The organism is Dietzia timorensis (genome assembly GCF_020742175.1).
Taxonomy (GTDB): domain Bacteria; phylum Actinomycetota; class Actinomycetes; order Mycobacteriales; family Mycobacteriaceae; genus Dietzia; species Dietzia timorensis_A.
Window position 1 is genome coordinate 1 of record NZ_DYXM01000203.1, and the last position, 13,409, is coordinate 13,409.

14 protein-coding genes and 1 pseudogene are annotated in these 13,409 nt (G+C 67.9%); 11 read left to right on the forward strand and 4 right to left on the reverse strand.

All coding sequences use genetic code 11. From position 1 onward, the window contains the following. From K8V11_RS10335 to K8V11_RS10385, 11 genes are all read left to right on the forward strand, one after another. Positions 1-237 (forward strand): hypothetical protein (locus K8V11_RS10335; protein WP_303913680.1); only part of this gene is annotated, 237 nt, incomplete at its 5' end. A 120-nt stretch (positions 238-357) separates the two neighbouring features. Further along, complete coding sequence (locus K8V11_RS10340; RefSeq protein WP_303913682.1) at positions 358-1,467, forward strand: glycerate kinase; 1,110 nt, start codon at positions 358-360, stop codon at positions 1,465-1,467. Positions 1,468-1,546: 79 nt separating this feature from the next. Continuing rightward, positions 1,547-2,254 (forward strand): response regulator transcription factor, encoded by a 708-nt coding sequence (locus tag K8V11_RS10345; protein ID WP_303913686.1) that lies wholly within the window; start codon positions 1,547-1,549, stop codon positions 2,252-2,254. Then, positions 2,251-3,759: a HAMP domain-containing sensor histidine kinase gene (locus K8V11_RS10350; protein WP_303913688.1), complete on the forward strand. Its 1,509-nt coding sequence runs from the start codon at positions 2,251-2,253 to the stop codon at positions 3,757-3,759. Before K8V11_RS10345 ends, K8V11_RS10350 begins: the two co-directional genes overlap by 4 nt. A gap of 118 nt (positions 3,760-3,877) precedes the next feature. Beyond that, positions 3,878-4,813: a cysteine synthase A gene (cysK, locus tag K8V11_RS10355; RefSeq protein WP_303913691.1), complete on the forward strand. Its 936-nt coding sequence runs from the start codon at positions 3,878-3,880 to the stop codon at positions 4,811-4,813. Continuing rightward, on the forward strand, positions 4,814-5,434 hold the full coding sequence (epsC, locus tag K8V11_RS10360) for a serine O-acetyltransferase EpsC (protein WP_303913694.1): 621 nt from the start codon (positions 4,814-4,816) through the stop codon (positions 5,432-5,434). It abuts the gene before it with no gap. A gap of 134 nt (positions 5,435-5,568) precedes the next feature. Then, complete coding sequence (locus tag K8V11_RS10365; protein ID WP_303913697.1) at positions 5,569-6,999, forward strand: sensor histidine kinase; 1,431 nt, start codon at positions 5,569-5,571, stop codon at positions 6,997-6,999. Next, on the forward strand, positions 6,999-7,742 hold the full coding sequence (locus K8V11_RS10370; protein ID WP_303913699.1) for a response regulator transcription factor: 744 nt from the start codon (positions 6,999-7,001) through the stop codon (positions 7,740-7,742). The genes K8V11_RS10365 and K8V11_RS10370 overlap by 1 nt, the downstream gene beginning before the upstream one ends. A gap of 411 nt (positions 7,743-8,153) precedes the next feature. Beyond that, complete coding sequence (locus K8V11_RS10375; RefSeq protein WP_303913700.1) at positions 8,154-9,029, forward strand: ABC transporter ATP-binding protein; 876 nt, start codon at positions 8,154-8,156, stop codon at positions 9,027-9,029. Continuing rightward, complete coding sequence (locus tag K8V11_RS10380) at positions 9,026-10,402, forward strand: ABC transporter permease (protein ID WP_303913702.1); 1,377 nt, start codon at positions 9,026-9,028, stop codon at positions 10,400-10,402. Before K8V11_RS10375 ends, K8V11_RS10380 begins: the two co-directional genes overlap by 4 nt. A 28-nt stretch (positions 10,403-10,430) precedes the next feature. Then, complete coding sequence (locus K8V11_RS10385; RefSeq protein WP_303913705.1) at positions 10,431-11,357, forward strand: alpha/beta fold hydrolase; 927 nt, start codon at positions 10,431-10,433, stop codon at positions 11,355-11,357. A 31-nt stretch (positions 11,358-11,388) separates the two neighbouring features. Here K8V11_RS10385 and K8V11_RS10390 read toward each other — a convergent pair whose 3' ends face one another. The 4 genes and pseudogenes from K8V11_RS10390 to K8V11_RS10405 form a co-directional block, all read right to left on the reverse strand. Continuing rightward, the gene (locus K8V11_RS10390) at positions 11,389-11,748 is read right to left on the reverse strand and encodes a CrcB family protein (protein WP_303913708.1); all 360 of its coding nucleotides are present in this window, start codon (positions 11,746-11,748) and stop codon (positions 11,389-11,391) included. Next, entirely contained in the window at positions 11,745-12,215 is a 471-nt protein-coding gene (locus tag K8V11_RS10395; RefSeq protein ID WP_303913711.1) for a CrcB family protein, read from the reverse strand. Before K8V11_RS10395 ends, K8V11_RS10390 begins: the two co-directional genes overlap by 4 nt. Before the next feature lie 59 nt (positions 12,216-12,274). Further along, positions 12,275-13,123 carry an AAA family ATPase gene (locus K8V11_RS10400; protein WP_303913713.1) on the reverse strand — a complete coding sequence of 283 codons (849 nt, stop codon included), beginning with the start codon at positions 13,121-13,123 and terminating at the stop codon, positions 12,275-12,277. Positions 13,124-13,131: 8 nt separating this feature from the next. Next, positions 13,132-13,409, reverse strand: a pseudogene (locus K8V11_RS10405) (thioesterase family protein); the annotation flags it as partial.

The following is a 13,409-nucleotide window of genomic DNA, read 5'->3' on the forward strand; positions in this document are numbered from 1 at the left end:
TCCGAGCTCCCGACCGAGTCCCTCGAGTCCGGCTCCGGCGAAGGCTCGCTGAACTCCGACTCCCTCGAGACCGGCTCCGGCGAACTCCCGACCGAGTCCCTCGAGTCCGGCTCCGGCGAAGGCTCGCTGAACTCCGACTCCCTCGAGACCGGCTCCGGCGACATCAACCCGGCATCGGCCGCAGGAATCGGCCTCGGCGTCGCCATCACCATCGGCGTCGGCTCGCTCGCTCTCTAAGCAAGCAACAGATACGTAGCGCGCCCCGGCGCCCACGTAATCGGCCCAAGGGGCCGCAGATCATCTCGATCTGCGGCCCCTTTCGTCATTTACTGAAACGAAATAGACCATGATGGTGCTATGACAATCGTCGTCGCGTGCGCCGCGTTCAAGGGCTCACTCTCCGCCACCGAAGCCTGCCGCTGGGCGGCCAAGGGCGCACGAAGTTCTTTTCCCGACGAAGAGATCGTGACCCTCCCCGTCGCCGACGGGGGGACCGGCTCCCTCGACGTCATGCAACATATCGGAGCGACGCTCTATCCGATCCGCGTTTCGGGCCCGACCGGCGAACCCGTCGACACGCACTTCGCCGCCACCGACCCCGACCAGGCCTTCGTCGAGATGGCTGACGCATGCGGGCTACTGCGCCTCCCGGCAGGCGAACCCGCACCTCTCGATGCGTCGAGCTACGGCCTCGGCGAGGCGATTCTCGCGGCGCTCGACTCCGGCCGTCCGAACATCCTGTGCGGGATCGGCGGTAGCGCCTCCACCGACGGCGGGACAGGCATGGCGGCCGCACTCGGCGTTCGCTTTCTGGATGACGCCGGAGAGCCCCTCCCCCTTGGCGGCCGCGAGCTGCACCGCCTCGCCTCGATTGACCTCACGGGACTCGACCCGCGGATCAGGCAGGCGCAGATCACCATCGCCTGCGACGTCGACACCCCGCTGCTCGGCCCCGATGGATCCGCACGCGTTTTCGGTCCACAAAAGGGCGCGAGCGACGAGGACATCACCCACCTCGAGCGCGGACTCACGCGCCTCGCCGAGGTCGCCGACCCCCTCGGCGGGGAACGCGACTATCCCGGAGCCGGAGCCGCCGGCGGCGTCGGCTTCCTCGCGCGCCTCCTCGGCTGGGAACTCAAGCAAGGCTTCTCCGTGCTCTCGCAGATCACCGGCCTCGAATACTCGGTGGCCGGCGCCAATCTCGTACTCACCGGCGAAGGCAGGCTCGACGACCAGACCGCACACGGCAAGGCCCCCATGGGCGTCGCCGCGCTCGGCCGCGAACACGGTGTCCCTGTGTGGGCGGTATGCGGCAAGATCGACCTCGCCGCCGAACGCGTCCGCGCCGCGGGATTCGCCGGCGCCGCCGCTCTGTCCGACATCGCGCTCACCGACGAGGAATCCCATTCGAAGGCCGGTCCGATGCTCGCGACTCTCACCCAGCAGCTCCTCGACGAGGCCCACTGACCGCGAATCCGCACTCTCACAGAGAGCTCACAGCTAGTCTGGAGCCGGTACTCACCGCGAAAGGCCAAGCTGGTTAACCATGAGCGAAAATCCGGAGGCAGGCGCGCGAATCCTCGTCTGCGATGATGAGCCGTCCATCGTCGAACTACTGCAGGTGAGCCTGAAGTACCAGGGCTTCGACGTGCAGGTGGCCCGCGATGGCGCCCAGGCAATCGACATCGCACGCCGCTTCCGCCCGGACGTCGTCGTGCTCGACGTGATGATGCCGCGCATGGACGGCTTCGACACGCTCTCGCGGATGCGCGCAGACGGCGTCGACGCGCCCGTCCTTTTCCTCACCGCCAAAGATGCCGTCGAGGATCGCGTCCGCGGACTGACGATCGGCGGGGACGACTATGTCACCAAGCCGTTCTCGCTCGAGGAGGTCGTCGCCCGCGTCCGCGTGCTCCTGCGCCGCGGCGGGCCGAAGGACCTGCCGGCGGAGAACACGCGCGTGTCCTTCGCCGATATCGTCCTCGACGACGACACCCACGAGGTGTTCAAAGCCGGCGAACCGGTGACCCTGTCGCCGACCGAGTTCGCGCTTCTGCGCTACTTCATCGTCAACTCCGGCGTGGTGCTGTCCAAGTCGAAGATTCTCGACCACGTGTGGAACTACGACTTCGGCGGCGACGCGAACGTCGTCGAAACTTACGTGTCGTACCTGCGCAAGAAAGTCGACTTCGGGGAGAAGAAGTACCTGCACACCCTTCGCGGTGTCGGATACGTGCTGCGCGAGCCTCGATGAAATTCTTCGACCGCTACCCGCTTCGCGTTCTCCTCGTCGCGGCAACCGTGGCGCTTGTCGCGCTGGGGCTCATCGCCTCGAGCGCCGCGGTCACCCTGACGATGCGCAGCCAACTCATCGCCTCCGAGGACGCGAAACTGCGCGAGGCCATGAATGAGTGGGCTGCGACGTCACCCCCTCCCGGTCCTCCGTCCACCCAGGGAGGGGATCCGCTCTCGCCCGAGGGACCGAGTCGCGAGCGGCCGCCGAGCGAATACTTCATCGCGGTGCGCACCGCCGAGGGCCACCTGGTCTTCGTCGTCGACGACAACCCCTCGCAGCCCGAGCTCCCCGAAAAGGTCAACCTCGCCGAGCCCTTCGAGCTGGCCGACGCGGAGGGCGACGGCACGTGGCGCGCGCTCGCCGACGTCGACCGACAGGGCAACATCACCGTGCTCGCGGTGCCGATGTCCACGACGGTCGACGGGACCGTGACCAAGCTGATCCAGGTGCAGGTCCTCGTCGGACTCGCGGTGCTCATCGGCGTGGGCACCTGTGCGTGGCTGCTCGTACGCCGCTCGCTGCGACCGCTCCAGGCCGTCGAGCAGACCGCGCACCAGATCGCGGACGGCAACTTCGACCGCCGCCTTCCCGAGCTCTCGCCGCGCACCGAGGTCGGCTCACTCGCGCAGAGCTTCAACTGGATGGCCGGCAGCATCGAGTCCGCGTTTACCGCGACCGAGGCGTCCCGGCACAAGGCCGCAACCTCCGAGGAGCGGATGCGTCGCTTCGTCGCCGACGCCGGCCACGAGCTTCGCACTCCGCTTACCTCGATCATCGGTTTTGCCGAGCTGTATCGCACGAAGATGCTGCCCGACGCGGACGCCGCGTTCGGCCGCATCGAACCGGAGGCGCGGCGCATGCAGGCGCTGGTCGAGGACCTGCTCACTCTCGCTCGCCTCGACACCGAACGGCCGATGTCGCGAGAGCCCGTGGACCTCACCGAGGTCGCCGCGGATGCCGTCGCCGGCGCTCACGCGATCGAACCGTCCCGCTCGGTGGAGCTGCGCCTCGACGCCGCGCCCGTGCTCACCGGCGACGGCGACAAGCTCCGCCAGGTGGCGCTGAACCTCGTCGTCAACGCACTGCGCCATGCAGGCGACGACGCGAACGTGAACGTCACAGTGACCGAATCTGTCGCCGCCGCGGCCCCAGCCATGCACACAGCCACCATCGGCCCCGCGCAGCGTCCGGGCACCCCGCTGGCCGTGCTGGAGGTGGATGACGACGGAGTCGGGATGCCCGCCGAGGCCGCAGCCAAATCCTTCGAACGATTCCATCGCATCGACGACTCGCGCACTCGCTCCGACAGCGGAGGAGGAAGCGGCCTCGGGCTGTCGATCGTCGCCGGAATCGTGCAAGCGCACGGAGGGACCGTTCATCTCGACACCGCCCCAGATTCGGGCGCGCACTTTCGGGTTGAGTTGCCGATCGACTTCGGTCGCCCCGCGAACGAACCATCTTGAGCCGAATCGCTGGCAATGAGCGGCAAATAGGGGCACAATGGAAAAAGTAGACAGATCGGTTCATTCTTCGCGACGAGGGGCCTCCCGCGAGCGCGAAACGGATCAACGGAGGATAGACATGGGAAAGATTTACTCGGACATCACCGAAACCATCGGCCGTACGCCGCTGGTCAAGCTCAACAAGCTCACCGAGGGCATTGAGGCGAACGTCGTCGTCAAGCTCGAGTCCGCGAACCCCGCGAACAGCGTGAAGGACCGCATCGGTGCGGCCATCATCGACGACGCCGTCGCCTCCGGTGCGCTCACCCCGGGTGGCACGATCGTCGAGGGCACCTCGGGCAACACCGGCATCGCGCTCGCCATGGTCGCCGCCGCCCGCGGCTTCAAGACCGTGATCTGCATGCCCGAGTCCATGTCCGTCGAGCGCCGCGCCGTGATGCGCGCCTACGGCGCAGAGCTCATCCTCACCCCGGCCGCCGAGGGCATGAAGGGCGCAGTCGCAAAGGCCGAAGAGGTCGCCGCCGAGCGTGAGAACGCCGTGCTCGCGCGCCAGTTCGGCAACCCGGCCAACGTCGACATCCACCGCCGCACCACCGGCGAGGAGATCTGGGCCGACACCGACGGCAACATCGACATCTTCGTCGCGGGCATCGGTACCGGCGGCACCATCTCCGGCGCCGGCGAGACCCTCCGCGGATACAAGAGCGACATCGAGATCGTCGCCGTCGAGCCGAAGGACTCCCCGGTGCTCACTGAGGGCAAGGCCGGACCGCACAAGATCCAGGGTCTCGGCGCGAACTTCGTGCCGGAGATCCTCAACCGCGACATCTACAACGAGGTCATCGACGTCACGTTCGAGGATTCGCTCGACGTCGCGCGCAAGCTCGGAACCGAAGAGGGCATCCTCACCGGTGTCTCGGCGGGCGCCAACGTCTGGAGCGCGCTCGAGGTCGCCAAGCGCCCGGAGAACAAGGGCAAGACCATCGTCGTCATCGTCCCGGACTTCGGCGAGCGCTACCTCTCGACCCCTCTGTTCGAGGAATACCGCAAGTAAATGACCAACGCTTCCTCTGACGAAGCCGCACGTCCGGCGGGGTTCCTGCGCATCTTGCGCGAGGACCTCGCCGCTGCGCGTGCGCACGACCCCGCCGCTCGGGGCGACCTCGAGAACGCCGTCGTGTACTCCGGCCTGCACGCGATCTGGCTCCACCGGCTCAGCCACAGAATGTGGAAGTCCGGCGGGGCGCTGCGCGCGGCGGCCCGGATCCTCAGCCAGTTCGGCCGTTTCCTCACGGGAATCGAAATTCATCCCGGCGCGAGCATCGGCCGCCGGTTCTTCATCGATCACGGCATGGGCGTCGTGATCGGCGAGACCGCCGAGATCGGTGACGATTGCATGCTGTACCACGGCGTCACCCTCGGTGGGGTTTCGCTGAAGCAGACCAAGCGGCACCCGACGCTCGGCGACCGGGTCACGGTCGGCGCGGGCGCGAAGATCCTCGGTCCGGTGACGGTCGGCGAGGACAGCGCCGTCGGCGCGAATGCCGTGATCACCAAGGACATGCCGGCGCGCTCGATCATCACCGGCGTCCCGGGCAAGGCCCGCCCGGTGAAAGAGGCCGAGCCCGACGAATTGTCGGAGACGTTCTACGTCGACCCGGCGATCTACATCTAGTTCCGGCCGCCCGCAGCTGCACCGGCTGCGAAGGCCCACCCGCCCTTCTGCCGCCCTCTACGTAGGGCGGCAGGGGCGGGTTTTTTATGGCGCGGCACCTCCGACGTCATACGTGGTTCTTTAAGGTGGGGTGCATGTGGCAGCGCGTGCAGAGCTTTTTCGGAGTGGGCGAGGACTGGGTCCGCCCGCTGCCCGAACGGTGGCTGCGCACCGACCTGAAGATCGCGCTCGGCTGCTTCGTGGTGGCCGTGTTGCTGTTGCAGACGATCTCGGTCGTCAACATGGGCCAGATTTCGCAGCCTTTGTGGCTGCAACTGCTGTTCATCGCGGTGCCCGCGGTGATGCTGGTGGGGCGACGGCGCTTTCCGGTGACGGGCGGTCTCGTCGCCGTGCTCATCATGTTCGGTGGTAGCTACTGGTTCCCCGAGCTCGGGGCGTTCATCTCCACGCAGGTCCTCGTGTTCTTCCTCGTGTTCTCGGCCTTTGCGTGGGGACGCGAGCGCGGGCAGCTGGTGGGGCTCGTCGCCTTTTCCGGGTTGTGCCTGCTCGGATGGGTGGCGTGGGTGATCGCGATTGCCTCGGGCACCTCGCAGCTGGCGGAGGCTTTCGACCTGGCCGAGGGCGAGGAACTATCGTTCGGTCGGCTCGTCGCCTTCGCGTTCCTCAACTTCGCGATGAACTTGATCTACTTCGGCGGCGCAATCGTGCTCGGGACGGTGACCTGGCGCAACGCGCAGAAGACCGCGGAGATCGCCGATTACAACGCGCTGCTCGAGGCGCATGCGCAATCGCAGACGCGACAGGCGGTGACGAACGAGCGGCTACGGATCGCGCGGGAACTGCACGATGTGGTCGCGCATCACGTGTCGGCCATCGGCGTGCACGCGGGCGCCGCGCGACGCGTGATGGAACGCTCCGATTCCGCCGCCTCGCGTGAGACCGTCGCATCGACATTGACGCAGGTCGAAGGTTCGTCGAGGCAGGCCGTGACCGAGATGCGCTCGCTGCTCGGCGCGCTGCGGGACACCTCCGAGGTCTCGATCGACCATGCGCCACTGCAGGATTTCTCTGATGACGGCGCGGGGGCGGTAGAGGCTGGTGCTGATTCGGACGTCTCGCATCGCTCGCCCGGTGCCGGACCAGGCCTCGATCGGCTGGAAGAGCTGGCCAAGAGCTTCTCCGGCGACCGGCCGCAGGTTGATCTGGATGTGGTCGAGGATCCCACTCTCCCGCGCTCTGCGGTTCCACCGGCGGTGAGCGCCTCGCTGTATCGGATCGCGCAGGAATCTCTGTCCAACGTGCGCACGCACTCCACCGCCTCCTCCGCGCGGCTGACTCTTCGCACCGGTCGTGCGACGATGGCAGGCACGCCCGAGGTTCCGTTCGCCGAGGTCGAAGTCGTCGACGACGGTCGCCCACGCCACGGCACCGGCGGCACCGGGATGGGGCAGCTCGGTATGCGCGAGCGGGCGCGCTCGCTCGGCGGGGTTGTCGAGATCGGCCCGCGCGCCCTCGGCGGCTACCGCGTCCGCGTCCGTCTCCCCCTCATCCGCAAGGAGTCCTGATGCTCAAGGTAGTGGTCGTCGACGACCAGGCGCTCATGCGCTCCGGCTTCACGCTGATGCTGTCCGCGGAGGACGACATCGAGGTCGTCGGCGAGGCCTCCGACGGCGCCGAGGCGGTCGAGGTGGTCGGCCGGCTGCGTCCCGACGTGGTGCTCATGGACGTGCAGATGCCCGTGATGGACGGGATCGCCGCGACCCGGGAGCTCGTGCGCGCCGAGCTCGCGAAGGTCCTCATCCTCACCACCTTCGACCGCGACGACTACCTCTTCGACGCGCTGCGCGCCGGTGCCTCGGGGTTCCTGCTCAAGAATTCCGACCCCGACGAACTGGTCGGAGCGGTGCGCGCCGTGGGGCACGGGCACGCGCTTCTTTCTCCCCAGGTCACGCGGCGGGTCATCGAGCAGATGACGTCGGAGACCGCTCCTCCCCCGGACGATTCGGTGTCCGCGGCGGACGCGGCGGCAGCACCCGGCACGGCGGCGGCGCCCGGCGACGCCCCGCTGCCCGAGTCCCTCGACCCCGACACCGCGCGCATCGTCGACTCCCTCACCGGCCGCGAACGCGAGGTTCTCGAGGCGGTGGCCCGCGGGCTCTCCAATTCCGAGATCGCCGCCGAACTCGTGATCGGCGAGGCAACAGTCAAGACCCACGTGTCCTCGGTGCTATCGAAGGCGCACCTCCGCGACCGCGTGCAGGCCGTGGTGTTCGCGTACCGGACTGGCATCGCGACGCCGTCCTCCTAACGACCGGCGGTTGCGGCTGTCGTTTCTCCGCATTTCCCGGCTGTTGCCAACTGGACGCCACTTTGTATCGATGGACGCTATTAGGGGACGGATTTTCCGGCGTCCATCGATACAAAGTGGCGTCCAGTCGGAACGGTGGCGGCTGGTGGAGGCCGACCGCGGCCGGCCGCGACGGGTGGCGGCCAGTCGAGTCCGGGCGCGCCTCCCCCTAGAGGAGGAGGGACGTCCGCCGTCATGGGTGGATATGCACTAAATCGCGCGGAGGGAAGAGCTACGAGCACCGAAAAGACCCGCCTGAAGGCGGATCCGCCCCACGCCCCCAGCGCATAGCTTTATAGCCAAGGGGTCGCGAAGGGCGGCCGGGGTCGCAGACAAAGCGGACCACAAAGGCTACGACGCAAGGAGCAGCTCATGTTGAGCGTGCAAGGGCTCACCAAGTCGTTCGGAAACACCCGCGCGGTGCAGGACATCAGCTTCGATGTCCCGGCCGGGATGACGGGCTTCGTCGGCGGCAACGGTGCAGGCAAGACCACCACGATGCGGATGATCATGGGCGTGCTGAGCCCCGACGCCGGCCAGGTGTTGTGGAACGGCGCCCCGACCAACCGCGAGATCCGCCGCGGATTCGGGTACATGCCCGAAGAGCGAGGGCTGTACCCGCGGCAGAAGGTGTTGGAGCAGATCGTCTACTTCGGCAAGCTTTTCGGCCGCGACGCGGCCGCCGCCAAGCGCGACGGTCTCGAGCTGCTCGAGCGCTTCAACCTCGCCGACCGGCAGGACTCGATGCTCGACTCGCTGTCGCTCGGCAACCAACAGCGCGTGCAGATTGCCGTCGCCGTGATCGGCCGGCCGGACTTCCTCGTCCTCGACGAGCCGTTCTCCGGTCTCGACCCCGACGCCGTCGACTCGATGGCCGACCTGCTGCGCGAATACAATGCGCGCGGCGTGCCAATCCTGTTCTCCTCCCACCAGCTCGAGCTCGTCGAGCGGCTGTGCGACCACCTCACCGTGCTCTCGCGCGGGCGCGTCGTCGCCACCGGCTCCCGCGAATCCCTGCAGCGCTCCGGTCGCATCCGGCACCGCCTGCGGATGAACACCGACGTCGGCTGGGTGCGCGATGCGCAGGTGTCCGTGCTCGACGTCGCCGGCGATACCGCGATCCTCGACCTCGCCGATCAGGCCGAAGCCGACCGGCTCCTCGGCGAGGCGCTCAGCCGCGGCTCGGTCATCGAATTCGCCGAACTCGTCCCCTCCCTCTCCGAGATCTACCGCGAGGTGTCCAAGTGAGTACCGCAGCATTCGAACAGCAAGCCCCCACCGAAGCAGCAGAAAACGCCACCGGCGGCCAGCGCGCCTGGGTCACCGTGGCCACCCGAGAGATCGCGGTCAAGCTGCGCGACAAGAACTTCATCATCTCTACGCTGATCATCATCGGCGTCATGGCCGCGTCCATCGGCATCAGCATCTTCATGTCCAACCGGACCTCCACCGAGACCATCGCCGTGATGGACTCTCAGTCCCAGCAGGTCGTCGAGTCCATCGCGCAGCAGCAGTCCGAGGACGACGCGGACGCCGACGGCCAGGCCGTGAGCACGGTCCAACCGAGCGCCGCGATGCTCGGCAACGACGAGTTCGACGTTCTCGACGTCGATAGCACCGAGGCTCTCGAGGCCGCGGTCCGCGACGGCGACGCCGCAGCCGGGCTGCTCCACACCCCGGGCGGCTGGGAGATCGTCGGCGACCGCGAGGTCCCGTCCTCGGTGTCCTCCGCCCTTACCGCTGTCGTCGCCCAGATGGGCATGGAGGAGAACGCGGCCGCGGCGGGCACGTCGATGGCCGACCTGCAGGCAGGCACCGCTCCGACCGAACGGCTGCTCTCCCCCGGAGACGAGAATTCCCTCCCGCCCGAGGCGATGCGCTACCTCGCCGCAATGGTCTTCGGATTCCTGTTCTACTTCGGCGTGATGACCTTCGGGTATGCCATCTCCAGCTCGGTCGTCGAGGAGAAGCAGTCGCGCATAGTCGAGATCCTCGCCGCCGCGGTACCGATCCGCGAGATCCTCGTCGGCAAGATCGTCGGGATGACGATCCTCGCCACCGGCCAGGTTGCGCTGCTCGCCATCGTCGGACTGATCGGCGTCTCGTTCACCGAATATTCGACGATCCTCACGGCGCTCGCCCCGGCCGCGGGCTGGTACGTGGTGTTCTTCATCTTCGGCTTCACGGCGGTGGCGGCCCTCTTCGCCGCGGCGGGCGCCCTGGCCTCGCGGGCAGAGGATCTGCAGTCCACCACGACGCCGCTGATGATGATCGTGATGATCGCGTTCTTCGGCTCGCTCTTCGCCACCGGAACGTTCCAAACCGTGTTCTCGTACATCCCGGTCGCCTCGTCGATCCTCATGCCGGTGCGCATCGCCTCGGGCACCGCCGAATGGTGGGAGGCCGCGATCGCCCTCATCATCACGGTCATCGCCACGGCAATCATCATCGCGATCAGCGACCTGATCTACCGCCGCTCGCTCATGCAGACCTCCCGCAAGATGACCTACCGCGAAGCGCTCCTCGGCGCCGAGCCGAAGGAGAAGAAGCCGCAGAAGGACATGATGTCCGCCAAGGCACACGCTAAGTCCCGCGAGGACGACATGGCGTCGACACGCTAGAGGTTCCGCCGCAGATATCCTGGCGACCATGAGCGCCAAGGACATCACCGTCGAGACCGTGCCCCACCCCCAGCTCGGCAGTTGGGAGGTGGGGCTTCGGCGTTCTTTCCCCACAACAGAACAAGACCCCGGGTATGACGGCGGAGCCGGCACCTCCCCGGGCGGGGCCGCGCCTCGCGTTCTCCTTATCGGTGGAACCGGCCAGACGATCGACACCTGGCGACCGGTGGAGAAAACGCTGGCGGCCGAGGGCCACGAGGTCGTCGCCTATGCGTCCCGCGGGATCGTGCCGTCTTCGGCGCCTGCGCTCCCGTGGTCGCTCGAGGACATGGTCGCCGACGCGGTGTCCGTGCTCGACCACCTCGGCTGGAGCGAACCGGTCACGGTCGTGGGGTATTCGCTCGGCGGATTCACCGCCGAACTTCTCGCCCGTACCCATCCGGGCCGCGTAGCCCACGCGGTCCTCGTCGGCGGCCACAATCAGGCGGCCGAGGTGTCCCGCGCGGCCCGCGAGACGCGCCTGGCCATCGGCGATAATCAGCAGGCGCTCGATGCGTTCGAGAAGTTCACCACGTTCGTCACCACCCTCGACACCGAGGCCCTAACCCAACGCCCCGCGCTCGCGAAGACCTGGTGGGAGGTGCTCGACTTCCAGTCGGCCGCATGGTCGGCGCCGCACGCCCGAGAAGGCCAAGGACAGGCGGTCGGCGCGTGGATCACCGGAACCGCCGAGCGCCCGGAGCTGCCCGGCGAAGGGCCCCGACCACGCTTCACTCTGATCAGCTTTCACGGCGACTTGCACATGCCCGCGGGCGCGCCTGCCGAGCGGGCGGCCGAGACACTCGGCGGGGAGGACTGGGTGGATCTCGTCTCGCTGCCCGGCGGGCATGGCGCGCTTTTCGCCGACCCGAAGCCGGTCGTCGAGGCGATCGTCGATGCGGTCTCCTCGCGCTAGGCGAAGACGCGGAGTCTCATAGAGGTTGGCGTTACCGCGTGCCGACGAATCCCAGCCACGCGACGCCGATACACGCCATTGCCATGCCGAGCCAGTAAAGCAGGCCGAGCGTCCACAGCCGGCCGCGGAATAAGTACGCCACCTCGACGGCGGCCGTCGAGTAGGTGGTGAAGGCGCCGCAGAACCCTGCCAGCACGCTCCACTCGGCGTAGCCGATCGTGTCGCCGTCCAAGAGCCCTGTGGATACACCGAAAAGCGCTGAACCGAGCACGTTGACGAGCAGCACGCCGGCGGGCCCCGTCGGGGACAGTCGCTTCTTCACGGAGGCGTCGAGAAGAAACCGGCAGGCGCCGCCGAGGGCGGCCGCGAGAACGAAGAACACCGCCGTCATGCGTCCTGCCCTTCCGTCTTCGCACGGCCGAGGAACTTCGGCCGCAGCCAGGCGCCGAGCGCGATCCCGCAGAGCGCCGCGGGTGGGCCGAAGAACAGGGTCGCCGCGAGGTACAGCCCGACGACCTCGGTTGGGCCGTGGCTGCCGACCAGTGCCACGTCTACGGCGAACGTCGAATAGGTGGTGAACCCGCCGCAGAAGCCGGTGCCGGCAGCGAGTTTGGTGATCGGCTGCCAGCGGCGACCGCCCACGCTCAGTTCGGTGATGATCCCGAGGATCAGCGCGCCGGCGAGATTGACGGCGAGGATCGTCGACATCCCGCCGACGGTGTGAGGTTGGCCGAAGATCGGACCGAGCGCGCCGCGAGCCGCCGCCCCGACGACCGTGCCCGCGGCGACCAGCGCCACGGCCATCCACGTTGCGGGCGTGGCCGGGCGCGCACTCGTACTCGTTCCCGCTCGTGTCATCGCTGCCCCTCCTCCCGGATGCTTCGTGCCCGCTCGTTGCGGCGCCGGGGCACGGTTATTCACCTGCCGAGGAACCGCTCCGGCCTGTCGAAAAAATCGCGCCACGTGCGCACCATGTCGAGCTCGGCCCACTCGCGGGACCGTATCCCGTGCGGGCCGAGCTCGAGGAGCGAAGCCTCCGGCAATGCCGCGAGGATCGGTGAGTGCGTGGCGCAGATGACCTGCCCGCCCTCGCGAACCACGCGACGCAGCGCGTCGACCAGCTCCATAGTCGCCTGGAAGGTGAGAGCTGTTTCCGGCTCGTCGAGTAGATACAGTCCCGGCCCCCGGAAGCGACCCGATAGCACCTGACGGTACCCCTCGCCGTGGCTTCGTTCGCGTAGCGGCACATCACCGTAGCCGATGACCGCCATTCGACTCATTTGCTCGAGCACGTCCTTGATCGATTCGGCGCGGAGGAAGAATCCCGGCGCGCCGCCGGCGCCCTGAATCGACATGCCGCGCGCGGAGTATTCGAGCGTCATAACATCGGCGAGCGCGCTCGGCTCGTACTCGAGTGGGGCGTAGCGGCGGGCGCCGTGGCCGCCGCGCATGTCGAATCCCCAGGCCTCCGCGAGGGCCTCTACCAACGTCGATTTACCGGAGCCGTTGTCGCCGACCAACACCGTTATCGCGGTGTTCAGCGTGAGCCCGCGGACGCCTAGGTCGGCGATGGCGGGAACGGACAGCGGCCACGGTTTCGGCGATTCCTCCGCAGGGGCGGCGCCGCCGCGGAGGCGCACTGCGGCGTCATCCTGCAGGGAAATGCGGCGCACGAGGAGCTGCGATCCGCCAGGCGAGGAGGAAGAGCCGGCGGAACCGTCGCGCGGGGCGAAGGGATCGTCGTCCACCCACACACGCCGCGCCACTAAAGTCCTTACGCGTTGCGGCCGTCGGTCTCGACGCCCTCCGCGGTGATCTTGCGGCTCGACCAGTCGATCTGCCGCTTCGCGTTGGACACCGCGACGACCGCGCCGAAGCCGATCACGCCGTCGCGGTCGTAGAGGGCGGTGTTGCCCACCGAGATTCCGTCCGCCTCGACGTGCATGTCGGCCTGCATGCCGAGGTCCTCCGAGCGCGGCAGCCGGGCGATGGACAGCGTGAGGTCGGCGTTGATGAACCCGATGCCCTCCGAGCCCCAGTTCGTGATGAGGC